At 64.3% G+C, this 22,897-nt stretch carries 20 protein-coding genes, 1 tRNA gene and 2 riboswitches; of the genes, 6 read left to right on the forward strand and 15 right to left on the reverse strand.

Translation table 11 applies throughout. From position 1 onward, the window contains the following. Positions 1-61: 61 nt before the first annotated feature. The 3 genes from BLW56_RS01495 (at position 62) to BLW56_RS01505 (ending at position 3,542) form a co-directional block, all read left to right on the forward strand. The gene (locus BLW56_RS01495) at positions 62-1,495 is read left to right on the forward strand and encodes an aldehyde dehydrogenase family protein (protein ID WP_093508906.1); all 1,434 of its coding nucleotides are present in this window, start codon (positions 62-64) and stop codon (positions 1,493-1,495) included. 119 nt (positions 1,496-1,614) lie between these two features. Then, the gene (locus tag BLW56_RS01500; protein WP_093508907.1) at positions 1,615-2,496 is read left to right on the forward strand and encodes a UDP-2,3-diacylglucosamine diphosphatase; all 882 of its coding nucleotides are present in this window, start codon (positions 1,615-1,617) and stop codon (positions 2,494-2,496) included. After that, the gene (locus BLW56_RS01505; protein ID WP_093508908.1) at positions 2,493-3,542 is read left to right on the forward strand and encodes a glycosyltransferase family 4 protein; all 1,050 of its coding nucleotides are present in this window, start codon (positions 2,493-2,495) and stop codon (positions 3,540-3,542) included. Before BLW56_RS01500 ends, BLW56_RS01505 begins: the two co-directional genes overlap by 4 nt. Here the strand turns inward: BLW56_RS01505 and BLW56_RS01510 are convergent. After that, the gene (locus tag BLW56_RS01510; protein WP_256203257.1) at positions 3,539-5,914 is read right to left on the reverse strand and encodes a TonB-dependent receptor plug domain-containing protein; all 2,376 of its coding nucleotides are present in this window, start codon (positions 5,912-5,914) and stop codon (positions 3,539-3,541) included. The two genes, BLW56_RS01505 and BLW56_RS01510, sit on opposite strands and share 4 nt — an antisense overlap. Before the next feature lie 282 nt (positions 5,915-6,196). Here BLW56_RS01510 and guaA point away from each other — a divergent pair, with 282 nt between their 5' ends. Then, a complete protein-coding gene (guaA, locus tag BLW56_RS01515; RefSeq protein ID WP_093508910.1) occupies positions 6,197-7,783 on the forward strand; it encodes a glutamine-hydrolyzing GMP synthase in 1,587 nt (528 codons plus the stop codon). A 357-nt stretch (positions 7,784-8,140) separates the two neighbouring features. Here the strand turns inward: guaA and BLW56_RS01520 are convergent. Further along, positions 8,141-8,216: transfer RNA gene (locus tag BLW56_RS01520), tRNA-Trp, on the reverse strand. Positions 8,217-8,308: 92 nt separating this feature from the next. Between BLW56_RS01520 and BLW56_RS01525 the strand changes: the two genes are divergently transcribed. Both BLW56_RS01525 and BLW56_RS01530 read left to right on the forward strand, forming a co-directional pair. Next, positions 8,309-9,253 carry a DMT family transporter gene (locus BLW56_RS01525; RefSeq protein ID WP_093508911.1) on the forward strand — a complete coding sequence of 315 codons (945 nt, stop codon included), beginning with the start codon at positions 8,309-8,311 and terminating at the stop codon, positions 9,251-9,253. Continuing rightward, the gene (locus BLW56_RS01530) at positions 9,250-9,870 is read left to right on the forward strand and encodes a glutathione S-transferase family protein (protein WP_093508912.1); all 621 of its coding nucleotides are present in this window, start codon (positions 9,250-9,252) and stop codon (positions 9,868-9,870) included. The genes BLW56_RS01525 and BLW56_RS01530 overlap by 4 nt, the downstream gene beginning before the upstream one ends. A gap of 208 nt (positions 9,871-10,078) precedes the next feature. On the opposite strand, the gene BLW56_RS01535 is transcribed toward BLW56_RS01530, so the two are convergent. The 13 genes from BLW56_RS01535 to BLW56_RS01595 all read right to left on the reverse strand — a co-directional run bounded on the left by BLW56_RS01535 (position 10,079) and on the right by BLW56_RS01595 (position 22,879). Then, entirely contained in the window at positions 10,079-10,399 is a 321-nt protein-coding gene (locus BLW56_RS01535) for a hypothetical protein (protein WP_256203258.1), read from the reverse strand. Positions 10,400-10,482: 83 nt separating this feature from the next. Further along, on the reverse strand, positions 10,483-12,042 hold the full coding sequence (locus BLW56_RS01540; RefSeq protein ID WP_093508914.1) for a fatty acid--CoA ligase: 1,560 nt from the start codon (positions 12,040-12,042) through the stop codon (positions 10,483-10,485). 101 nt (positions 12,043-12,143) lie between these two features. Next, complete coding sequence (locus tag BLW56_RS01545) at positions 12,144-12,761, reverse strand: DUF938 domain-containing protein (protein WP_093508915.1); 618 nt, start codon at positions 12,759-12,761, stop codon at positions 12,144-12,146. A 14-nt stretch (positions 12,762-12,775) separates the two neighbouring features. Then, on the reverse strand, positions 12,776-13,222 hold the full coding sequence (locus BLW56_RS01550) for an ABA4-like family protein (protein WP_093508916.1): 447 nt from the start codon (positions 13,220-13,222) through the stop codon (positions 12,776-12,778). Positions 13,223-13,240: 18 nt separating this feature from the next. After that, positions 13,241-13,588 carry a hypothetical protein gene (locus BLW56_RS01555; RefSeq protein WP_093508917.1) on the reverse strand — a complete coding sequence of 116 codons (348 nt, stop codon included), beginning with the start codon at positions 13,586-13,588 and terminating at the stop codon, positions 13,241-13,243. After that, entirely contained in the window at positions 13,588-15,096 is a 1,509-nt protein-coding gene (gcvPB, locus tag BLW56_RS01560; RefSeq protein WP_256203405.1) for an aminomethyl-transferring glycine dehydrogenase subunit GcvPB, read from the reverse strand. Before gcvPB ends, BLW56_RS01555 begins: the two co-directional genes overlap by 1 nt. Positions 15,097-15,128: 32 nt before the next feature. Beyond that, positions 15,129-16,487, reverse strand: coding sequence for an aminomethyl-transferring glycine dehydrogenase subunit GcvPA (gcvPA, locus tag BLW56_RS01565; RefSeq protein ID WP_093508919.1), 1,359 nt, complete (start codon positions 16,485-16,487; stop codon positions 15,129-15,131). Positions 16,488-16,490: 3 nt separating this feature from the next. Continuing rightward, positions 16,491-17,306: a glycosyltransferase gene (locus tag BLW56_RS01570; protein WP_093508920.1), complete on the reverse strand. Its 816-nt coding sequence runs from the start codon at positions 17,304-17,306 to the stop codon at positions 16,491-16,493. 39 nt (positions 17,307-17,345) lie between these two features. Further along, positions 17,346-17,717, reverse strand: coding sequence for a glycine cleavage system protein GcvH (gcvH, locus tag BLW56_RS01575; RefSeq protein WP_093508921.1), 372 nt, complete (start codon positions 17,715-17,717; stop codon positions 17,346-17,348). A gap of 3 nt (positions 17,718-17,720) precedes the next feature. Then, on the reverse strand, positions 17,721-18,845 hold the full coding sequence (gene gcvT, locus BLW56_RS01580; protein ID WP_093508922.1) for a glycine cleavage system aminomethyltransferase GcvT: 1,125 nt from the start codon (positions 18,843-18,845) through the stop codon (positions 17,721-17,723). A 58-nt stretch (positions 18,846-18,903) separates the two neighbouring features. Continuing rightward, a riboswitch (glycine riboswitch) is annotated at positions 18,904-19,013 on the reverse strand. After that, positions 19,014-19,104: riboswitch (glycine riboswitch) on the reverse strand. It lies immediately after the preceding riboswitch. A 58-nt stretch (positions 19,105-19,162) separates the two neighbouring features. Next, the gene (locus BLW56_RS01585; protein ID WP_093508923.1) at positions 19,163-19,810 is read right to left on the reverse strand and encodes an NAD-dependent dehydratase; all 648 of its coding nucleotides are present in this window, start codon (positions 19,808-19,810) and stop codon (positions 19,163-19,165) included. Further along, positions 19,803-20,975: a deoxyguanosinetriphosphate triphosphohydrolase gene (locus BLW56_RS01590; protein WP_093508924.1), complete on the reverse strand. Its 1,173-nt coding sequence runs from the start codon at positions 20,973-20,975 to the stop codon at positions 19,803-19,805. The genes BLW56_RS01585 and BLW56_RS01590 overlap by 8 nt, the downstream gene beginning before the upstream one ends. Then, positions 20,972-22,879 carry an SPOR domain-containing protein gene (locus BLW56_RS01595; RefSeq protein ID WP_093508925.1) on the reverse strand — a complete coding sequence of 636 codons (1,908 nt, stop codon included), beginning with the start codon at positions 22,877-22,879 and terminating at the stop codon, positions 20,972-20,974. The genes BLW56_RS01590 and BLW56_RS01595 overlap by 4 nt, the downstream gene beginning before the upstream one ends. Positions 22,880-22,897: the final 18 nt, after the last annotated feature.

The raw sequence follows: 22,897 nt of genomic DNA on the forward strand, positions 1-22,897 counted from the left end.
GAGCCGGGGGCCTATATCCAGCACTGGTCCCGGCCGTCGCCGGGATACGGAGACCGGCCGTATGAAACTCAAAGACGTCTATCCGCTCTATCTCAACAACAAGGCGGTTCAGCCCAACACCGACCTTGAGGTGATCGACAAGTTCACCGGCGAGGTCGCGTTTCGCACGGCGCTCGCGACCCCCGACGTCATCGACGAGGCGATCGCCGGGGCCGTGCGCGCCGCCGAGCCGATGGCGCGGCTCGCGAGTTTCGAGAAGCGCGACGTGTTGCTGCACTGCGTGACGCGCTTTCAGGAGCGGTTCGACGAACTCGCCTATGCCCTCTGCGTCGAGGCGGGCAAGCCGATCGCCGACAGCGAGGGCGAGGTTACCCGCCTGATCGACACCTTCCGTATCGCCGCCGAGGAAGCGACGCGCAACTATGGCGAGGTCCAGCCGCTCGACATTTCGGCCCGCGCCAAGGGCTATATGGGGATGTGGAAACGCGTGCCGATCGGGCCGTGCAGCTTCATCTCGCCTTTCAACTTTCCGCTCAACCTCGCCGCGCACAAGATCGCGCCGGCGATCGCTATGGGCTGCCCGTTCGTGATGAAGCCGGCGTCGCTGACGCCATTGGGCGCGATCATCATGGGCGAGGTGCTCGCCGAATGCGATATCCTGCCCGAGGGTGCGTTCAGCATATTGCCCGCGAGCCGCGCGGGCGCCGACCTGTTCACCACCGACGAGCGCCTGAAATTGCTGAGCTTTACCGGATCGCCCGGCGTCGGCTGGGACCTGAAGGCCAAGGCGGGCAAAAAGAAGGTCGTACTCGAACTCGGCGGCAACGCCGCGGTGATCGTCGACAAGGATGCAGACCTCGACCATGCGCTCGCGCGCATCGTCTTCGGCGGCTATTATCAGTCGGGGCAAAGCTGCATCCATGTGCAGCGTGCGATCATCCACGCCGATATCTATGACACTTTCCGCGATATGCTCGCCGCGAAGGTCAAGACGCTGAAATCGGGCGATCCGAAACTGCGCGACACCTTCATCGGCCCGATGATTTCAGTCAAGGAAGCGCAGCGGCTCAAGGGCTGGATCGACGATGCGGTCGCGGCCGGCGCGACCCTGCTCGCGGGCGGCGGCTGTGAAGGCAATATGCTCGACGCCGCGCTGCTCGAAAATGTCCCCGGCGACACCGATGTGGTGCGCGAGGAAGCCTTTGGTCCCGTCGTCATCCTGTCCAAATTCACCGACTGGAACACCGCGCTCGCCGAGGTCAACGACAGCAAGTTCGGGCTGCAGGCCGGCATCTTCACGCGCGACATCCACAAGGTGCTGGAGGCGTGGGACCATCTCGACGTCGGCGGCATCGTCGTCAACGACGTCTCCTCCTACCGCGTCGACAATATGCCCTATGGCGGCGTGAAGGACAGCGGGCTCGGTCGCGAAGGCGTGCGCTTCGCGATGGAGGATATGAGCGAAATCAGGAATTTGGTGATCCGCCGCCTTTGAACGGCGGCGTAACCGAAACGCCGCAAAAACGTCGCTGAACTGTCGCGGCTTCGAATCGCAGGATGTAACAATTGTCGTGTCTACGCCGGGGGCAGCAAAGGCTGCCTTCGGAGTGTGACATGGCCTCGATTTCGACCCTGCCGATCCCTGCCCGTTTTCCCGACCCCTTCACCACCGATCCGCATGTGCCCGAACGACTGATCGGCGAACGGCGGAGCTATCGCACAGTGTGGGTCAGCGATATCCATCTTGGCACGCGCGGATGCAACGCCGGGATGCTGATCGACTTTTTCGACCATGTCGATTGCGAGACGCTGTACCTCGTCGGCGACATCATTGACGGCTGGCGGCTCAAGAAGCGCCACTTCTGGCCGCCCGAACATAATGATGTCGTCTGGCGTGTGCTAAAGCGCGCGAAGCGCGGCACGCGCGTCGTCTATGTCCCCGGCAACCATGACGAAATGTGCAAGCCGTTCGACGGCTTCGATTTCGGCGGGGTCGAAATCCGGCGCGAGGCGATCCACGAAACTGCCGATGGTCGCAGGTTGCTGGTTGTGCATGGCGACGAGTTCGATGCGGTGATGCTCGCGCACCGCTGGCTCGCCTTCGTCGGCGATGCCGCCTACACCGCGCTGATGAAGTGCAATGTGGTCGTGAACCGCATCCGCAGCGCCTTCGGCCTGCCCTATTGGTCGCTGTCGATGGTCGCCAAGCACAAGGTCAAGAACGCGGTCCAGTTCATCGGCCGTTATGAGGAAGTCGTCGCGCACGCCGCCCGCTCTCGCGGGGTCGATGGCGTGGTGTGCGGCCACATCCACAGCGCCGAGATGCGCGAGATCGAAGGCACCGAATATTATAACGACGGTGACTGGGTCGAAGGCTGCACCGCGCTGGTCGAGCATCATGATGGCACGATGGAAATCCTCCACTGGGCCGAGGAAGTCGCCAGCCGCGCTGCTCCCACGCCACTCAAACTCCCGGCCCCGGCGCGGGCGGCATGAGAATCCTCATCGTCACCGACGCGTGGGAGCCGCAGGTCAACGGCGTCGTCCGCACGCTGCAGGCGACGATCGGGGAACTGCGCACCTCGGGGCATGAGGTCGGGGTCATCTCCCCCGACCTGTTCCGTTCGCTCCCCTGCCCCTCCTATCCCGAAATCCGGCTCGCACTGGCGGGCCGGCGCAAGGTCGGACGCCGTATCCGCGCCTTTGCGCCGCAGGCGATCCATATCTCGACCGAAGGGCCGCTCGGCATGGCGGCGCGGCGCTGGTGTCTCGACAACGGCTTTCCCTTCACCACCGCCTATCACACGCGCTTTCCCGAATATGTCGCGGCGCGGCTGCCGGTTTCGCCGGCTTTCGTGTGGCGCTTCATCCGCTGGTTCCATCGCCCTGCTCGCCATATCATGGTCGCGACGCGCAGCCTGGCGCGTGAACTCGCCGAACAGGGCCTCTCGCAGACGATGATGTGGGAACGCGGGGTCGACCATGACCTGTTCCGTACCGATCATGCGCCGCATCCGGCCTATGCGGGCCTCGCGCGGCCGATCCAGCTTTATGTCGGCCGCGTCGCCGTCGAGAAGAATATCGGCGCATTCCTCGATAGCGATCGTCCGGGCACAAAGGTCATCGTCGGCGAGGGGCCCGCGCTGGACGAACTGAAGGCGCGACATCCCGATGCGATATTTCTCGGCAAGCTGGGCGGCGAAGCGCTGGCCGCGGCTTATGCCGGTGCCGATGTCTTCGTCTTTCCGAGCCGCACCGACACATTCGGCCTCGTCGTCATCGAGGCGATGAGCTGCGGAACGCCAGTGGCCGCCTATCCGGTACCGGGACCGGGCGATATCGTGCGCGATGGCGCTGGGGCACTCGACGAAGATCTAGGCCGCGCGATCGATGCCGCGCTCGCCTGCAACCGCGCCGACGCCCACGCGCTGGGCGCGCGGTACAGCTGGGCGAGCTGCACCGCGCAGTTCATCAAGGCGCTGACGTTCGTGCCATCGGAACCGCCGCGCGAAACCATCGCCGTCGCGCGCGCCGCGGCCTAGAAGGTCTTGCGCCACTCCAGCTCGATATAACGGCCCAAGGGGTCGATATAGCCGGGCTGGTAGTTCAGCGGCACGCGGCCGTTCGCATCGGTGATCTTGCGCTGCGCGTCGAAGATATTGTCGACCGCGAGGCGTAGGCGCGACCCCTTCAGGAACGGCAGTTTTTCGGTCAGCTTCGGCTTCTGGCCGAGGTCGACAAAGAAGCGCAGGTTGAAGGTCGCAAGATCGCCGAATTTCAAATCGCCCGCGCTGCCGCCCGTTACCGTGCTGCCGCTGTCATATTTGGCGCTGAGCCGGACGCCCATCCCCTTGTTGAACAAACCGCCGTCAAGTTCGAACAGGTGACGGTTGCTGCCGCCACCGCTGCCCGTCGCCGAGCCGTCGAGCAGGTCGAGTTCGGGAACGCCCGGGCGGATCAGCACCGTGTCGGTCAGCTTGATCGTGTGATAGAGCGAAACCTGCCAGCGCCCACCTTGCGGTCCGCCGAACATGCCGCCGGGACCGCCCGGTCCACGCCCGCCCATGCGCGGACCGCCTCCACCGCGTTGGCCGCCCACCCTCGGGCCACCGCCGCCTTCGCGCGCACCCGCACCGTCGGGGCGTCCGCCACCGGGACCACCCGCACCGGGGCCGCGCTGTTGCTGCTGGCCGAAACTCTTGCCGAAGTTCAGGCCCCAGCGGATCTGCGAATTTTCGGATCGGTCGAAATTCACCGGGCGTTGGTCGATCGCAAGCAGGACGCCATTAGCGTCGCGCGTAACGCGGTCGGGGAAAGCCGCCTCGATCTCGGGCGTCAGCAGCGGCAGGCTGTTCGCCGTGTCATAGCTTTTGTTGCGGTTGTAGTTGATCGAGAAATTGAGGCCCTCGACCATCGGCGGCGACCAATTGAGCCCGAGCTTCAGGTCGCGACGCTGCTCTGCGAGCAGGAAGGGATTGCCGCCCGTCGTCGTCGTGATCTGAACCGTCTGTCCGGTCGCAAAATCATAATAGGTGACCGCGGGGGTGACCAGCGGGGCCGCGCCGAGTTGCTGGATACCCGGCGCCGCTTCGTCCTGATTGAAGCTCGCGATCAGCGAGAGATTGTCGGTCACGCCCCAGTTGAGATTCGCACCCCAGCTCTTCAGCGCCTGGAAATCGCTGGGGTTCTGAACCTGGCCGCTCAGCGTCAGCGAGACGCGGCCGATGTTGCCGACCTCATATTCAGGGTCGAGCAGCGGCACGGTCAGCGAGCCGAACACGCTTGGCAGGTCACGCGCGAGGTCAGTCGTCGTGATCCCGTTCGCATTGTCCGAGCGGCTGTCGAAGCGCAGCCCCGAATAGCTTCCCGTCAAGGACAGCCGGATCGGGCCCGCCCAGCCGTCAGTCACGGTGCCCGACAGATTGGCATTGCCGCCAAAGGTTTGCTGGCTGCTTTCGAACCGGTCGCGCGTTCCGCTGATGCGATCGGTATAGGTCAACTGGTCGGCGTCGGCATAATTGCCCGAGACCGACCAACGCCAGTCGCCGAGCATCCCGTTGACGCTGGCGGTCGAGGTGAGGTTGCGGGCGCGGCTGTCGCGTTCAAGCGGGTCGTCGACACCACCGACGCCGGGGCCAAGGAGCGAAAGCGTGTCCGTCTGGTCCCAGCGCACATTGACCGAGGCGTCGGTCGTCTTGTTCAGGCTGCGCTGGACCGTCGCGTCGATGGAATATTCGTCCGATGCACCGAGCAGGCTGCGCGCCGGCGCTTCGGCCGCTTGCGCCGGATCGTCATAGTCGAGGTTCCGCTCGCTTTCGAGCAGCATCGACTTATGCTCCCAGCCGGCGTTCACATTGAGGCGACCATTCTCGCCGATCGCAAGGAAACTCGGCTGGAGTTCGCTCTGGAAACGCCCGCGCTGCGTCGGGATACCGCCCTCGCCCTCGATCGCAATCTGACGAAAATTGGGCTTGAGCACCATGTTGACGACGCGCTCATCGGCCGAATAGCCATATTGCAGCGCGACCTCTTCAGGAAATACCTCGACCTTGGCGATCGCTTCGGGCGGCAGGTTGCGGACCTCTCCAAAGCCGCCGATCCGGCGGCCGTTGACGAGGATGATCGGCCGCCCGCCGCCGCGTCCGCGGCCCGAACGCGTCTGCGGCGCGAGCGCATCGAGAAGTTCGGCGACATTCGACACGCCGTAGCTCGCGATCGCCGCCTCATCGAGTTCGGCCTCGGCCTTGATGTCGGTGTCGAGCTGGCCCGCGAGACGCGGCGCGGTAACGACAATCTCGTCCTCGCTATAGTCGTCATAAGCGTCCTCGATCGTCTCGGGCGCGGCAACGACCGGTTCGGCGGGCTGTTCGGCCACCGCCGCCGCGGCGAGCGGCGCGATCGGGGCTTGCGCCACTGCCGGCAACGCGCACGAAGCGCCGGCCGCCAGCAAAGCGGCGCGCACGGAAATGGCAAGACGGACGTTATTCATGGGAGAGCCTTTTTGTTTCTTTTCTATCTTCGTTTTTTCTTGGCATGATGGGTCTTAACGCCCGCTGACACCGCCCTTTGTTGGCGGTTCATTTATGTGGCAATTGTCGCAACAATGTGTCGCATCTGTCGCAGTTCCTACCAACTTCCCACCAACTGCCGATATCGACCGCTGGACAGCATGGGCCTTCGCCCTTATCGGCCAGCCATGCCGACTCCAGACTCTTCCGCCGCCCCTGAATCGATCCTGATCATCGACTTCGGGTCGCAGGTCACCCAGCTCATCGCCCGCCGCGTTCGCGAGGCCGGGGTGTACAGCGAGATCGTCCCGTTCAGCGCCGCCGAAGCCGCGCTGGGACGCATGCAGCCCAAAGGGGTGATCCTGTCGGGCTCCCCCGCGTCAGTCCCCGCGGACGGCAGCCCGCGCGCGCCGCAGTCGGTGTTCGACAGCGGCCTCCCTATCCTCGGCATCTGTTACGGCCAGCAGGTGATGAGCCAGCAGCTTGGCGGCCAGGTCGAACCGGGCGGCGTCGACGGCGAACGTGACGGCGAATTCGGCCGAGCCTTTCTGACCGTGACCGAACCCTGCGTGCTTTTCGACGGTCTGTGGGAAGTCGGCGAACGCCATCAGGTCTGGATGAGCCACGGCGATCGCGTGACGCAATTCGCTCCCGGTTTCCGCATCGTCGCGATCAGCGACGGCGCGCCCTTCGCGCTGATCGCCGACGACGAGCGCCGCTATTACGGCACGCAGTTCCACCCCGAGGTCGTGCACACCCCCGACGGCGCGAAGCTGATCGCCAATTTCGTGCGCCACGTTTGCGGCTGCAGCGGCGACTGGACGATGGCCGAATTCCGCGCGACGAAAATCGCCGAAATCCGCGCACAGGTCGGCGATCAGCGCGTGCTCTGCGGCCTGTCGGGCGGCGTCGACAGCGCGGTCGCCGCAGTGCTGATCCATGAAGCAATCGGTGAACAGCTGACCTGCGTCTTCGTCGATCATGGTCTGCTGCGCATGAACGAGCGCGAGCAGGTCGAACGGCTGTTCCGCGACCATTACAACATCCCGCTCGTCGTCGTCGACGCCGAGGAGCGCTTCATGGGCGGCCTTGCCGGCGTCACCGACCCCGAAAAGAAGCGCAAGTTCATCGGCGCCGAATTCATCAACGTGTTCGAGGAAGAAGCGAAGAAGATCGGCGGCGCCGACTTCCTCGCGCAGGGCACGCTCTATCCCGACGTGATCGAAAGCGTGTCCTTCACTGGCGGGCCGAGCGTCACGATCAAGAGCCACCACAATGTCGGCGGCCTGCCCGAACGCATGAACATGAAGCTCGTCGAGCCCTTACGCGAATTGTTCAAGGACGAAGTCCGCCTGCTCGGCAAGGAGCTTGGCCTCCCGGACATTTTCGTCGGCCGCCATCCCTTCCCCGGCCCCGGCCTCGCGATCCGCATTCCCGGCGAAGTGTCGAAGGATCGCTGTGACATTTTGCGCAAGGCCGATGCCGTCTATCTCGACGAGATCCGCAATGCGGGCCTTTACGACGCGATCTGGCAGGCGTTCGCCGTGCTGCTTCCCGTCAAGACCGTCGGCGTGATGGGCGACGGCCGCACCTACGACCATGTCTGCGCGCTGCGCGCTGTGACCTCGACCGACGGCATGACCGCCGACATCTACCCCTTCGACGCGAGCTTCCTCAGCCGCTGCGCAACGCGCATCATCAACGAGGTGCAGGGCATCAACCGCGTGGTTTATGACTATACGTCGAAACCACCGGGCACGATCGAGTGGGAATAGGGGCAATCTCAGATTTTTTGAAATTCCCTATTTTTTGCTGTTACTTGCCCCACGATTTTAATTGCGAGCTGCTATTGCAGAACCTGATTATCTTGCAGCAACCGGATTTCGGTTGCGGGCACGGCCCAATTCGTCAAGCTTTCGGAAACAGCGGGCTTCGAAACCACCGCGTCCGGTGTCCGGCTCGGCGATCTCGCGAATCTCGGAGCTGGTGCCGGCCGCAACGAGGGACCGGAATGCGCGAACTGTGAAGTTGGCCCGATTTCCCTACCTCAAAAGTGCCAAAAACGGCCTTGGGCTGCAAAGGAAACAGGTAGGACGCCTTGGTCCTATTTGGGTCCTCTTGGGACGCCGGCCTGGCAGGGGCAGCAGGACTCGAACCCGCGACCCTCGGTTTTGGAGACCGATGCTCTACCAACTGAGCTATACCCCTAGGCCGGAGTGCGCCACTAGCCGGATTGCAAGGGCGGAGCAAGAGGGATCACGGGTTGCGTGTGCGGGTGGGGCTGATATGCGCAATTTTGCATGAGCGTCGCGCCCTCCCCACCCCATTTTGACGGCCCCCCGCAAAACTATCTCGGCGGAATCGGGCTGCGGTTGCTTGCGATGGTCAGCCTGTCGCTGATGTTTGTGCTCGTCAAAAGAATCGACGCCGCCGGCATCCATATCGTCGAAAGCCTCTTCTGGCGTCAGGCGCTCGTGCTGCCATTCCTGCTGCTCTGGGTCCAGGCGACGAGTGGGCTGTCGTCGTTAAAGACGCATCGGATCGGCGCACATGCGCGCCGGATGCTGATGGGACTGACCGGTATGGCGTGCAATTTCGGCGCGATGATCCTGTTGCCTATGGCCGAAGCGACCACGATCAGCCTGTCGGTGCCGATCTTCGCGGTGATATTCGCAGCGATTCTGCTTGGCGAGGCGACGGGGTGGCAGCGATGGAGCGCGGTGATTGTCGGCTTTGTCGGTGTCCTTGTGGTGCTCGACCCGGTGTCGGGCTTTGCAGGGGGTTTTGGCGGAACGCACGGCATTGGCACCCTGATCGCGCTGACCGGCGCCATCATGACCGCGCTGATCACGATTGCGGTACGTGACCTTGGCCGGACCGAAAATGCGGGGACGATCGTTTTCTGGTTCAGCCTCCTGTCGATGATACCACTCGGCATCGCCCTCCCCTTCGTTTTCACCCCGCATGACGCACACGAATGGTTGCTGCTGATCGGACTGGGCTTCCTTGGCGCGGTCGTCCAGATGTCGCTCACCGGCGCGCTTCGCCTCGCACCCGTGTCGGTCGTGATCCCGATGGACTATTCGAGCCTCTTGTGGGCGATCGCCGCGGGTTGGTGGTTTTTCGGTACGCTGCCGGCCGATACCACATGGGTTGGCGCGCCGCTGATCATCGTATCGGGCCTTTTCATCGCCTGGCGCGAGCATCGCCGCCATATCGACCGGCCGAAGGAGGTTGCCGCATGACGCTCCCGATTCTCTATCACTGCCCCGACGCCCGCTCGCTGCGATGTTTGTGGGCGGTCGAGGAGGCCGGGATCGATGTCGATCTGCGCCTGCTCAAATTCCCGCCGCGCGCGTTCGAACCAGATTATCGCGCGGTCAACCCGCTGATGACCATCCCCGGCTGGGTCGAGAATGGCCAGTTGATGACCGAGTCCGCCGCGATCTGCGAACGCATCGCCGAGGGGACGGCGCTGGAGGTGCAACGGAGCGAAGCGGACTATTGGATCTACCGTAACTGGCTCCATCGCAGCGACGCCACGCTGACCTTTCCGCTGGCGATCATGATCCGCTACACGCGCGTCGAACCCGAAGAACGGCGGCTCGATCAGGCAGTCGATGACTATAAGGCTTTCTTCGGCGGCCGTGCGAAGAGTATCGAGGCGGCGCTAACCGATGGACGCGAGTGGCTCGTCGCCGGACGCTTCACCATCGCCGATATCGTGATCGGTTACGCGGCCTTCCTCGCGACGACACTCGGCGCCGACGACGTGCTGGGCGACGCGACCAAGGCGTGGCTCGATCGCTGTACAACTCGCGAGGGATTCCTGCGTGCCCGGCAGCGCCAGAAGGTCGCATAACGAAAAAGGGCTCCACCATATGGTGAAGCCCTCCGTGCCCCCCGTGCATGGCAAAGCCAACGAGGAAAACGCATCGGCCTTTCGGGGTGTAGGTCGCGTGAAAGGCCGTATGTGGAGCCAATTTATGGCGCAGCCGAAATCTTGGCTTTCATATTTTCACGGCTTGCACCCGCCCTCGTCGAGACGGGTTTAAGATACAGTCCGCCGCCTATCTCTTGTCCGGCCGCGCCCGGCGCCACCGCAACCCGACCATCAGGATGAAGGGCCAGAATATCGTGTTGAGGATGTCGAACGCGCTGTCCGGCATCCGCCACATGCCATGCGCGATACGATCGGCTACCTCTTTCGCAATCGCGGCGGCAAGGACAAACAGAAATGGCGTCCATGTCGCAAGCGAGCGCCGGGTTGCTATCCGCGCGAGAAACAGGATGACCATGCCGCCGTGCACATGCAACAGACTGTCCGACGCGCCAGTGCTCGTGCCGAGCGCCGAACTCAGCGGACGATAAAAGTCGATAAGCATTTCCATTTTAGCGCGCTAAGCACCGGTCGAATGAACCTGCCCTTACCGGCGCGATGATTGGCCGCTAGCACGGATAGCGGCCTGCCCCATCAATTCACCATCCGCTCATACCCCTCCCAATAGGGGGCGCGCAAATCCTTGCGCAAAATCTTGCCACTGGCATTTCTCGGAAGCGCTTCGATTACATCAACGCTCCGAGGGCATTTGAAGGGTGCGATGCGCTCGCGCGCCCAGGCGATGATATCCGCTTCCTCGACGGTCGTGCCCGGCTTGGCGACAACGACGGCTTTCACCGTTTCGCCCCATTTCTGGTCGGGAATGCCGATCACCGCGACTTCCTGTACCGCCGGGTGGCCGAAGATGGCGCTTTCGACCTCGGCCGGATACACATTCTCGCCCCCCGTGATGATCATGTCCTTCATCCGGTCGTGGATGAACAAATATCCGTCCGCATCGAGATAGCCGGCGTCGCCGGTGCGGATCCAGCCGTCGTCGGTCATCGTATTTGCAGTCGCGTCGGGCAGGTTCCAATACCCCAGCATATTGTTCGACGAGCGGGTAACGACCTCACCCACTTCGCCCGTCGGCACCGGCTGGCTATCGGGTCCGAGAATGACAATTTCGACCCCGGGAAGCGCCTTGCCCGCCGAACGCATGCGCGCATTGCCCTCCGGATCATGATCCTCGGGCGGCAGCATCGAGATCGTACCGGTCGTCTCGGTCATGCCATAGGCTTGGATGAACTGCGCGCCGAACACCTTGATGCACTGACGCAGCAATTCGAGCGGGATCGGCGCCGCGCCATAGAGGATATATTTGAGGCGGCTGTAATCGACGCTGGCGCAGCGCGGGTGCATCAGCAACATCTGGAGCGCCGCGGGAACCATGAAGAAGCGCGTAACGCCATGCTGCTCGACCGCGTCGAACACCCCGTCGGGGTTGAACTCGGCGAGCACGACGCCGGGCAATCCAGCGGCAAGCGCCATGATGCCGAGCCCGGTGCCGCCGATATGCGCGCACGGCATCGCGACCAGCACCGCCTCGTCATCTTCCCATTTGGTGTAGGGAAGATCGAGAGTGTTCGAATGCTTTCGGAGCGCGAAGAGGTTCCGGTTCGAGAGAACGGCCCCCTTGGGATTACCAGTGGTGCCCGAGGTGTAGAGCTGGAGCACCGCATCATTGGCGCCCGACGGGTCGAAGGCAGAGCGCGCTGCTCCCTCGATCATCGACCATGCGTCCGCGGCGCCGACGATTGCAGGACTATTCCGAAGCTTTCCTGCGAGCTGATCGGCAAGGGTATCGAACCCCGGGCCGGAGAACACGATCTTCGCCTCTGTATCGTTGACGATGAACGCCCATTCGGTCGGCGACAGGCGCCAGCCGATCGGTGCCATCACGATCCCCGCGCGCGCGGCGCCATAGAAAAGGGTGAAATAGAGATCGCTGTTCTTGCCAATCCACGCGATGCGGTCGCCCTTTTTCAGCCCCGCCGAGATCAGCGCCGAAGCCGCCCGAGCCGTGAGGTCGTCGAGTTCGGCGTAGCTGTAGACGCGCCCCTCCTCGCGCAGCGCCACCCGGTCGGGGCGCTCGCCGGCCCAATGGGTCAGGAATTCGTCAAACGTAAACAGCTCCGAAACGTCGCGGCCCATCGGCTCTCTCTCCTCGAATCGCATCTCTTTCGTGCAATTGGCGCGAGGCTAGCGGCTGCAGGCGCGGCGTAAAGCGCCGATCGCCCAAACTGTCAGGTCCATCAGGTGCGGCGGAAGAGCAGCATCAGGTTGTTAGCGGGCATCGGGCGCCGCTCGGCGAAAACAAAACCGGCGTTAGCGGCGGCTGCCTTGACGGCACTCGTGTCGCGTAGGCCCCATGCACCATCGCGGCTGCGCAGGCTGGCGTCAAAGGCAAGATTGCTCTCCGCCGTCGGCACATCGGGTTCGACATAGGGACCGTAGAGGATCAGCGGTGCACCGGGCGCGAGCAGCCGCGCGGCGCCGGCGAACAAGCCAAGCGTCGCCTCCCACGGGCTGATATGCACCATGTTGATGCAGAGGATCGCCTCGGCACGATCCACCGGCCAAACATCGGACGCCGCATCGACTGCCACCGGCGGCGCGATGTTCGCCAATCCGGCTTCGGCGCGATACGCCGCGATCGAAATCATCCCCGCGGGGTCGGGATCGCTCGGTTGCCAATCGAGATGCGGAAAAGCAGCGGCAAAATGGACCGCATGCTCGCCCGAGCCGCTCGCGACTTCGAGCACCGATCCTGTCGCGGGAAGCCAGTCGCGCAGGACAACGACGATGGCGTCGCGATTGCGCAATGTTGCCGGTGCATGGCGCTTGCTATCCGGCGCGCCATCCCCCGGCATCCAGGGCTGCGGCGTCACTTGTTCGCCTGTGCCCGCGCGCGGCGCTCGCGCACGATCAGCCAACCGAACAGGCCGACCGGGCCGGCCATCAGCGTCAGGAACAAGAAGGGAAATTGCACGACACGACTGAAGCCCTTTTGATCAGCGTCGCGCGCGATCCACATGCCAGTGAACAGGTCGAAAGCCAGATAATGGATCCACCCCATCGTCGTCCCGCCCGGGCTGTCGAACAGCTTCATCACGCCCTTCAGCGTCGTGAAATCGGCGCCGCCCGCGCCGCCGGAGTCGATGCCGCCGGTCATGAAACCGACGATCAATACGGTATAGGCAAGGCAAAGCAGGAAGACGCCGGCATAGAGGATCGCGGCAAGGGTCTTCGGACCACGCGGCAGGAAGGCGAGCGCAATCCAGCCGGCAAAGGCCCAGTAATTGGCCAACAGAAAGATATTATCCCAGCTCATCGCGCGTTCCCCACCCTGTCAGATCAGTCCGCCGAGCCCGAACAGCACGACACCAGCCAACAAGGCAATGGCGCCGGTGACGGTAATCAGCAAGGCCATTCGCGCCGCCGATGCGCGCCGCGATACGAAGAACGCGGCAGCAAAGCCGAGGCCGATCGAGAACAACGGCGCATAGACGAAGGCCCAGTCATAGCTGAACTCGCGGCGAACCCGGACCATTTCCCACTGCTCGACCACGAGGCCGTAAGCGGTGATCGCGATGAACCAGCCAAGGATCGCGACAATCGCGAACAACGCACCGATCCCCAGGCACCCGGCGCCCGAGCGCATTTGAGGGCGTTCGGGACCGGGCGCCGGGTCCGTCATCAATCCTCCCAGGCGAGCACGGGCTTGCGCGCCGCGAGCGTCTCGTCGAGCCGCGCGCGCGGCGCGAAATGCGGCGCGGTCTTGAGCGCCGGATCGCCATTCTTGGCACGCAACGCGATACTGCGCAGCGCACCGATGAACTGGTCGAGCACCGCCTTGCTCTCGGTCTCGGTCGGCTCGACGAGCATCGCGCCGTGGACGACAAGCGGGAAATAGACTGTCATCGGGTGATAGCCCTCGTCGATCAGCCCCTTGGCGATATCGAGCGTCGAGAAGCCTTCGGCGAGGCCCTTGTCGCTGAATAGCGCCTCATGCATGCACGGACCCGAAGCCGCAAAGGGTGCGTCGAGCACGCCCTCAAGGCTGCGTAGCACATAGTTGGCGTTGAGGACCGCATCCTCGGCCACCTGCTTGAGGCCGTCCGCACCGTGGCTGAGAATATAGGTCAGCGCCCGCGTGAACATGCCCATCTGGCCGTGAAACGCGGTCATGCGCCCAAAGGTCTGCGGATGATCCTCACCCGCGCTTTCCTCTTCGATCAGGCGGAAGTCGCCCCCATTCTTCGTCACAAAGGGCAGCGGTGCGAAGGGCGCGAGCGCTTCGGACAGCACGACCGGGCCCGAGCCCGGGCCGCCGCCACCGTGCGGGGTCGAGAAGGTTTTGTGGAGGTTGATGTGCATCGCGTCGACGCCGAGGTCGCCGGGACGTACGCGGCCGACGATCGCATTGAAGTTGGCGCCGTCGCAATAGACATAACCGCCCGCGGCGTGGACCGCGTCCGAAATCGCCTTCATGTCGCGCTCGAACAGGCCGCAGGTGTTGGGGTTGGTGATCATCACGCCCGCGACGTCGGGGCCAAGCCGGGCCGTCAGGGCTTCAAGATTGACGCGGCCCGCTTCGGTCGCGGGGATATCCTCGACGGTAAAGCCGGCGAAGGCTGCGGTCGCGGGATTGGTGCCGTGCGCGCTTTCGGGGACGAGGATCACGCGGCGGTCCTCGCCGCGCGCTTCGAGTGCAGCCTTGATGCAAAGGATGCCGCAGAGTTCGCCATGCGCGCCCGCCTTGGGAGACATGGCGACGCTGTGCATGCCGGTGAGCGTGATCAGCCATTCGGCGAGCTCGTGAATTACGGCATAGGCGCCCTGCACCGTTTCCTGCGGCTGAAGCGGATGGACATCCGCAAACCCCGGCATCCGCGCGACCTTTTCGTTGAGACGCGGATTATGCTTCATCGTGCAACTGCCGAGGGGAAAGAGACCCAGGTCGATCGCATAGTTCTGACGCGACAGGCGCGTGTAGTGGCGTACCGTTTCGGACTCGCTGAGGCCCGGAAGGCCGATCGGGGCGGTGCGCACGAGCGCGCCGAGATCTGCGGCGGGCGCGGCTTCATCGAAATCTACACCCGTTGTCTCATTGCCGCCGATCTCAAAGATCAACGGCTCTTCGAGCATCAGCGCGCGATTACCAGTGAAGGTGACATTATCGTCGGCGCCGCCGGCGACATTCATTTCGGGGCGCCAGCCGGCGCGGTTGAGCGCGGTCATACCAGCACCTCCTTCAGGGCCGCGGCAAAGGCGGCGATGTCCGCCTCGGTCACGGTTTCGGTCACGGCGACGACAAGGCCATTTTCGAGGCCGGCGTTGTCGGGATAGAGACGGCCGAGCGATACGCCGCCGAGAATATCCTTTTCGGCGAGCTTGTGAATCACCGGCCGCGCCGCGGTGGGAAGCAGCAGCGTGAATTCGTTGAAGAAGCTGTCGTTCAGCACCGACACGCCGGGAAGCTTGGCCAATTCGGCGGCCGCGGCCTTGGCGCGGCCGTGGTTGATCGCGGCGAGCTGGCGAAGGCCCGCTTCGCCGAGCAGAGTCATATGGATGCTGAAAGCCAGCGCACAGAGACCTGAATTTGTGCAGATATTGCTTGTCGCCTTTTCGCGGCGGATATGTTGTTCGCGCGTCGAAAGCGTCAGCACGAAACCGCGCTTGCCATTTGCATCGACGGTTTCACCGCACAGGCGCCCCGGCATCTGGCGTACATATTTGGTCTTGCACGCGAAGAGGCCAACGTAGGGTCCGCCAAACTGGAGGCCGACGCCAAGCGATTGCCCCTCGCCCACGACGATATCGGCACCCATTTCGCCGGGCGATTTGATCAGGCCAAGTGCAACCGGTTCGGTCACTACCGCGATCAGCAGCGCACCCCCGGCCTGACACGCTTCGGCAAGCTTCGTCATATCGTCGATGCGGCCGAGGATGTCAGGATATTGGACGACGACGCAGCTCGTATCCTTGTCGATCGCCGACGCCAGTGCCGCCCAGTCGGTGCCGACTTCGAGGCTCGGATCACCATCGACAAGGGTATCGCCGGTATATTTGGCCATCGTGCGCGCTACGCTGCGATAATGCGGATGAAGACCTGTCGACAGCAACGCTTTGGTGCGCTTGGTGATCCGGCGCGCCATGACGATCGCTTCCCAGCACGCCGTTGAGCCGTCGTACATCGACGCATTGGCGACGTCGGTTCCGAGCAGGCGTGCAACCTGGCTCTGGAATTCGAACAGCATCTGCAGCGTGCCCTGCGCGATTTCGGGCTGATACGGCGTGTAAGCGGTCAGGAACTCCCCGCGCTGGATCAGATGGTCGACGCTCGCCGGAACATGGTGGCGATAGGCGCCGGCACCGAGGAAGAAAGGCCCTTCACCCGCAGCGCGGCTGCGACGTGCAAGCGCAGCCATATGACGCTCGACCGCAAGTTCGCTGGCATGGTTCGGCAACCCCGCGATCGGGCCTTCGAGCCGCGCTTCAGCAGGAACGTCGACGAACAGGTCGTCAATCGTTGCAGCACCGATCGTCGCGAGCATAGCCGCGCGGTCATCGGAAGTCAGAGGGAGGTAACGCATGAACTACTCCGGGGAAGAAGCTGGATTGACGGAATAAAGCTGAGCCGTATCGGCGAGCGCGCCGGTAAAGACGGTCGGTCCCGCATGGGTCGTGCGAACCCAAGGAGCCAGCCAGATGCGAAAGCCGGCATCGCGAACACGGCGACAAAAGGCATAGTCGTCCGAGAGCAAAGCCTGGCTTTCCGGATCGATGAGCGGGCAGAAGAAAGCCGCCTCGATTTCACCGACGCCGTGTGCCTGCCGCTCGGCCGGATCAGGCCGGAACACCAGATCGGGCAGGGCCGCACGCAGCCCTGCAAACACATCGCGGCGGATCAACATCATCGCGGTGCCAAGCTGTGACAGTTCGACCAGATCGGTCAGCTTGAAGCTCTGATCCGGATGAAGAAAATGCAACGCAAATTCGCCTGCGTAGCGCGCGAGAACTGCCGGATTTTCCTTTGCAAGGCCGAGTTCGACGGCGCGCGCGACGTTACGCCAATTGACCATCCGCCGCGGATAGGCCGCACCGAGAACGCCGACTTCGGGATTTGCATCCATCGCTCGAACCATCGAGAACACATCGTCGGGCGAAAAATCGATGTCGGCGTCAACGAACAGCATGTGCGTGCAGTCGCTCGCAAGGAACATCGCCGCGAGCATGTTGCGTGCGCGCGAGATCGACGGTTGGTAGAGGATGAATTCGAACCGCACCGGCACGCCCATGGCCTGCGCGCGCAAGGCAAGATCGAGCGCCGCACGGATATAAGTGCCCTGCGCTCCCTCATAGATGGGCGTCGCCACCATCAGGCGGCAATTGGCTGGTGCGGTGTCGGTCATCTTGTCCCTCCTCCTCCCGCTCGCGGGAGGGGCAATTGCTTACAGGGCGTCGCAGAACGCCTTGTAACCGGCGGCGTCCATCAGACCGTCGAGCTGGCTCTTGTCGCCGAGCGTCATGCGGAAGAACCAGCCTTCGCCTTCGGGGTCCGAATTGACGAGCGAGGGATCTTCCTCGAGCTGGCCATTGCCTTCGGTGACGGTCCCATCGACGGGCGCGTAAACGTCGCTCGCCGCTTTGACCGATTCAACGACCGCGGCGTCGCCGCCCTTGCTGAGTTCCGCGCCCGTGTCGGGGACTTCGACGAACACGATGTCGCCAAGCTGGCCCTGCGCGAAGTCGGTGATGCCGACCGTCGCGACATCACCGTCGACGTCGATCCACTCATGCTCTTCGGTAAAATAACGCGGCATCACTCAACCTCCTGTTTTACGAACATATCGATGCGGAACGAACGGCATCGCCGCGACCGTGCAATGGACAAGCTTGCCGCGCACTTCGGCGGCGATCGCGGTGCCCGGCACGGCATGATCGCGCGGCACATAGCCCATGGCGATCGGCGCGCCGACGCTGGGGGCGAAGCCGCCCGACGTCACGACGCCAATCTCGTCCTCGCCGTCGAACAGCTTGGCGCCTTCGCGAACGGGTAGCTTGCCGTCGACGAGCAGGCCGACGCGCTTGCGCGGCGGGCCGTCTTCGAGATGGCCGAGGATACGCGCGGCGCCCGGAAAATTTTCTTCCTCGCGGCGGCGCTTGCTCACCGCAAAGCCGAGGTCTGCTTCAGCGGGATCGATCGCAGGCGTAAGATCATGGCCGTAGAGCGGCAGGCCGGCTTCGAGACGCAGCGAGTCGCGGGCGCCGAGGCCGATCGGCTTCACCTCTTCCATCGCGCAAAGCGCATCGGCGAAGGCGGTGAGCGCTTCGTTGGGAAGCGAAATCTCGAAGCCATCTTCGCCGGTGTAGCCCGAACGGCTGAGCGAGATGGCGTGTCCGTTCCACGTCGCGCGCACCGCCTGCATGAAGACGAGACTTGCCGCCTCGGGGACCAGCCGCGCGAGCGCATCGACCGCTTTCGGTCCCTGCAGCGCGAGCAGGCCGTAATCCTCATTGTGATTGAGCGTGATATCGTCGGGCAGGTTTTCGCGCAGATGCCCGATATCTTCCCATTTGACCGCACCGTTGACGACGATGCCATATTGGTCGCCTTCGTTGGTGATCATCAGATCGTCGAGGATGCCGCCGTCTTCGTCCAGCAGCAGCGAATAGCGCATCCGGCCGGGCTTCAACGCGGAGATATCGCCGGGGACGAGCGCTTCGAGCGCCTCGGCAACCTTTTCGCCCGAGAGCGACAACTGTCCCATATGGCTGACGTCGAACAGGCCGGCGTTTTCGCGCGTCCAGAGATGTTCCGCCATAATCCCTTCATACTGGATCGGCATCCAGTAGCCGGCGAATTCGACCATACGGCCGCCCTTCGCGCGGTGCCAGGCGTCGAGCGGCAGGGTGGCTGTTTCGATCGGAACTTCATCATCTTCGCGCATATCGCACACTCCCGTCGTCGTTGACACGGCAAGGCACGGCCCGGTGCCGCGCTGTTGCCATGCCCCCTCTGTCACGGGAACCTGAGAGTTTTCCTCCATGATATCATGGAGTTACCCCTTCGGTGGTTCCGGCAATGAACGGCCGGAACGCTTTCCAGAGTGTCCGTTCCAGCCTGCGCGGTCCTGCTGACCTGAGAGTTTCCGGGGCGGTTGCTCCTTCGGTGGCGGGGTTTCCCCCACGCTCTCCCGCGCGGCCGGTCGAATCTCTTGCAAGACCCGACAGACGCTGCGAGCCTTGGCGCTGCCCTTTTAAGGAGTCAATCGGCGAGCGCGCGGATCGCGTCGTTTTCGTGGATATGCACGCCGAAACCACCCTGCCCCGCGAGCGCCACGATCGCGGCGGCAACGCTGTCCCCCGAAATCGAGCGGTAACGGCGGAAGCTGCCATGCAGCAATGCATCGGTGAAAGGCGCGGCAATCGTCGCGAGCCCCTCGCCCAGCCGCTGCGGCCCGGGACGATCGCCGCGAAGCAGGCCCGGACGGATCAGGTCGAGCCTCGCGAAGCCGAGCCCGGCAAGATCATCCTCGGTCTCACCCTTCGTGCGAAGGTAGAAATTGCCGCTCTTGGCCGCGGCGCCGACCGAGCTGACCGCGATCATGTGCGGCGTGCCGCCCGCCCTCGCCTCGCGTGCAGCGGCGAGGACGAGGTCGTGATCGACGGCGCGGAACGCCGCTTGCGAGCCCGCGAGCCGGATCGTCGTGCCGAGACAGGAGATGAGAAGCCCTGGCTTTTCGGCGGCGACGATGTCGCCCCAGCGTTCGGACGGCGCGACCAGCGCCTTGTGGTGCGGCGCCAGACCCTGGACCTCGCGCCGGGCAAGCACTGTGACGGGCGCCAAGCCGAAGCGTTCGATCACCGCGCGTCCGACGAGCCCCGTCGCGCCGACGATCAGCGCATCAGGCATGCGCGAGAGCCTGCGGCACCGCGTCGCGGCCGAAGATTTCGGCATAACGGTCGATGGCGAAACGGTCGGTCATGCCCGCGATATAATCACCGATATGCCGGTTTGTCGCGCATTCTTCTTGTGGCAGGCGTCCCGACCAGTCCTCGCCCATCAGCCGCGGATCGCCGGCATAGGCGACGAACAGATCGCCGACGACCTTGTTCGCAGCCTCGGCGGCGGCGAGCTGTTCGGGATGGTGATAGAGGTTCGCATACATGAACCGCTTGAGTTCCCGTTCCCGTACCGCGAGTTCGGGCGAAAAGCCGCCGAGCATGCGGCCCGCGGCGCGAACCTCTTCGACGCTCGCGACCCCGGCCGCGGCAACATTGGCGGCGGTCGCGGCAATCACGTCATTGACCATCACGCCAATCTGGTCGCGGACAAGCTCGCGCAGCAAACGATCGCGCGGGGCGTCCGGGAAACGCCCCTCGACCGCGCGATAATTGGCGGCGACGAAGGGCTGTTCCATCAACTGGTCGAGGTCGAGCAGCCCGGCCCGAAGACCATCGTCGATATCGTGATTGTCATAGGCGATATCGTCGGCGATCGCCGCAATCTGTGCCTCGAGGCTGGCGTGGCTTGCTAGTTCGAGCCCGAAATCGGCATCGATCCCGGCGAGCGCCCAGCCGGGATTCGTCACCGGGCCATTATGCTTGGCGAGCCCTTCGAGCGTTTCCCACGTCAGGTTGAGGCCGTCGAAGCGCGGATAGGGGCATTCGAGCCGTGCGAGCGTGCGGAGCGTATGACCGTTGTGGTCGAAACCGCCATGGCCGGCCATCGCCGCCTTCAACGCATCCTCGCCCGCATGACCGAAAGGCGGATGACCGATGTCGTGCGCAAGGCAGAGCGCCTCGGTCAAATCCTCGTTGAGCCCGAGCGCGCGCGCGATACCGCGACCGATCTGCGCGACCTCGATGCTGTGGGTCAGGCGGACGCGATAATGGTCGCCGTCGGGGGCGACGAACACCTGCGTCTTGTGACGAAGGCGACGGAACGCGATCGAATGGATAATGCGATCGCGGTCGCGCTGGAAATCGTCGCGCGGCCCGCGGACGACGCGGCCGAGTTCGGCATGACGCCGCCCGCGGCTTCGCGCAGGATCGCTGGCGCAGTCGGCGACGCTCACTTGACCGGATCGACGGACTGACCCGCCTCGCTGTTGAAAAGGAAGCCGTCGCCGCCGGCCTTTTTATAATCGGCCAGCCAGCCCTGTGCGGCGTTGCGGTCCTTGAACGGGCCGACGAGCAGACGGCGGGTCTTGCCCCATTCGGTGGTGGCACCCGACTTGCCCTTGAACATGGCAGGGCTTTTCTTCGCGAATTTGCCGAAATCGGTCGCGAGCGCCTTGGCATTGGCGCCGGTCGCGACCTGAACCCAGATGCGCGCGGGATTCGCCTTTTTCTCCGCGGCCTCTTCCTTTGCCTTCGCATCGGCATCGGCCTTGGCTTTTGCCGCAGCGGCATCCTTTTCGCGCTTCGCCGCTTCGGCCGCCTCAGCCTTGCGCTTGTCGTCCATCAGCCTGGCGAGTGTGTCGGCGCCGACCGCATTGTCCGACTGGGCCAATTCTTCGGCCGGAATCTCGATCGAACCGACGATATCGGCCAGCGAGGCGAGCGGCGCAGCCGAAACAGGCGCAGGCACGGCAGCCGCGGGGGCGGAAACGGGAGCCGCCATGGCGGTCGCCGCGGGTTCGATCGCGGTGGATGCTATCGGTGACGACGCTGGAGGAACTGCAGCCGCCGAACGGCCCATGTCCGCGATCGAAAAGCCCGGACCAACAGGGCCCCTGTCGGCGTTGACGCCGGGGCCGGTCGGCGTCGATGCCGCAGCCATGGTTGCGGGCGCGGGTCCCGACGCAGGCGTTGCCGATTGCGGCTTGGGCGTCGGCGTGACCGGCGCCACCAGGATTTCCGATCGCGGGCGAATCGGCTGTTGGAACGGCGACTGCAGCACAGGCGCTCCCGTCGTCGAGGCGGCGGCCGGAGCGGCGGTCGGAACGGACGTCGCAGATGCCGCAGCAGGCGGCCTCGGCGAAGGGGCCGGCGTCGCGGCCGGCGTCGATTCAACCTTGGGCTTCGGGGGTGTCGGCGTCGGAGTGGCGACCGCACGCCGGCCCGTCTGGCGCCCATCGGCGGCTGGGGCGCGCTTCGCGGTCGTTGCGGCGACCGGAGGAGCCGGCGCCGGTGTCGCAGCCGCCATCTGTACAGGCTTGCGCTTTGGCCCAAGCTGCCCATCCGGAAAACGGCCGAAATGTGCGGCAGCCGCCTGCTGCGCCGGATTGAGCCGATCCATCTGGGTCAGATAGGGCTGGATATTCTGCGCCATTGCGGGCGGCATCGTCGCGTTGAGGATCTCGGTCGCTTCCTTGTCGCGCCCGTTCATCGCGAGGATCATCGCGCGCAGGCGCCATGCGCCGCGGTCCTGCGCACGCAATTGCGGCGTCAGAAGCTGGATGGCGCGATCGGGATCGCCGCTGATCCCAAGCGAGAGCGCATAGCGCCGCGTCAATTCGTCGTTCGGTGCGATCGACAATGCCAGTTGATAGTCGCGCTGCGCCGCGTCCTGTTGCCCCAAAAGGTCGCGCGCGAGGCCGCGGTCGGCAAGGAAAAGCCGCTCGGGCGCGCCGAGCAATTGCGCCTCGCCGAAATAGTCGAGCGCGCGCGTCGGATTTTCCGAATGGACCATCGCCGAACCGAGCGCGGCCTTGACCGCGCCGTCGCGCGGGCTCGCCTGTTCGGCGCGGACGAGGAAGCCGAGCGCGGCGCGATAATCCTCAAGCTCGATCGACGCGCGGCCGGCGTCGAGCAGGGCCGAGGTGTCGCTGTTGTTCGAACCGATGCGAGCGAGGGCCGAGGACAGAAGCGCGCGCGCCGCCGTCCGCTTTTCCATCGCCGCCTTCGTCGCTGCGTCGGGCGGCGTAACCTGCGCGTGCGCGGACGGGACGGCGGCCGCCCCGAGCAACAGCGCACCGAGCGCGCGAACATAATAGCGCGCGCGCACCGGCTTCGCCGTCAATTTCACCTGCCGCATGGGCACATCATCCCGATT

The organism is Sphingopyxis sp. YR583 (genome assembly GCF_900108295.1).
GTDB lineage: Bacteria > Pseudomonadota > Alphaproteobacteria > Sphingomonadales > Sphingomonadaceae > Sphingopyxis.

Coding starts and splice junctions, on each gene's coding strand:
- BLW56_RS01505 (WP_093508908.1), top strand. CDS start 2,493: ATGAGAATCCTCATCGTCACCGACGCGTGGGAGCCGCAGGTCAACGGC.
- BLW56_RS01540 (WP_093508914.1), bottom strand. CDS start 12,042: ATGGGCCGCGACGTTTCGGAGCTGTTTACGTTTGACGAATTCCTGACC.
- BLW56_RS01570 (WP_093508920.1), bottom strand. CDS start 17,306: ATGACCGACACCGCACCAGCCAATTGCCGCCTGATGGTGGCGACGCCC.
- BLW56_RS01555 (WP_093508917.1), bottom strand. CDS start 13,588: ATGACGGACCCGGCGCCCGGTCCCGAACGCCCTCAAATGCGCTCGGGC.
- BLW56_RS01525 (WP_093508911.1), top strand. CDS start 8,309: ATGAGCGTCGCGCCCTCCCCACCCCATTTTGACGGCCCCCCGCAAAAC.
- gcvT (WP_093508922.1), bottom strand. CDS start 18,845: ATGCGCGAAGATGATGAAGTTCCGATCGAAACAGCCACCCTGCCGCTC.
- BLW56_RS01545 (WP_093508915.1), bottom strand. CDS start 12,761: ATGCCGGGGGATGGCGCGCCGGATAGCAAGCGCCATGCACCGGCAACA.
- BLW56_RS01585 (WP_093508923.1), bottom strand. CDS start 19,810: ATGCCTGATGCGCTGATCGTCGGCGCGACGGGGCTCGTCGGACGCGCG.
- BLW56_RS01500 (WP_093508907.1), top strand. CDS start 1,615: ATGGCCTCGATTTCGACCCTGCCGATCCCTGCCCGTTTTCCCGACCCC.
- BLW56_RS01595 (WP_093508925.1), bottom strand. CDS start 22,879: ATGCGGCAGGTGAAATTGACGGCGAAGCCGGTGCGCGCGCGCTATTAT.
- guaA (WP_093508910.1), top strand. CDS start 6,197: ATGCCGACTCCAGACTCTTCCGCCGCCCCTGAATCGATCCTGATCATC.
- gcvPA (WP_093508919.1), bottom strand. CDS start 16,487: ATGCGTTACCTCCCTCTGACTTCCGATGACCGCGCGGCTATGCTCGCG.
- BLW56_RS01550 (WP_093508916.1), bottom strand. CDS start 13,222: ATGAGCTGGGATAATATCTTTCTGTTGGCCAATTACTGGGCCTTTGCC.
- gcvH (WP_093508921.1), bottom strand. CDS start 17,717: ATGCCGCGTTATTTTACCGAAGAGCATGAGTGGATCGACGTCGACGGT.
- BLW56_RS01495 (WP_093508906.1), top strand. CDS start 62: ATGAAACTCAAAGACGTCTATCCGCTCTATCTCAACAACAAGGCGGTT.
- BLW56_RS01535 (WP_256203258.1), bottom strand. CDS start 10,399: ATGGAAATGCTTATCGACTTTTATCGTCCGCTGAGTTCGGCGCTCGGC.
- gcvPB (WP_256203405.1), bottom strand. CDS start 15,096: ATGAATGTCGCCGGCGGCGCCGACGATAATGTCACCTTCACTGGTAAT.
- BLW56_RS01530 (WP_093508912.1), top strand. CDS start 9,250: ATGACGCTCCCGATTCTCTATCACTGCCCCGACGCCCGCTCGCTGCGA.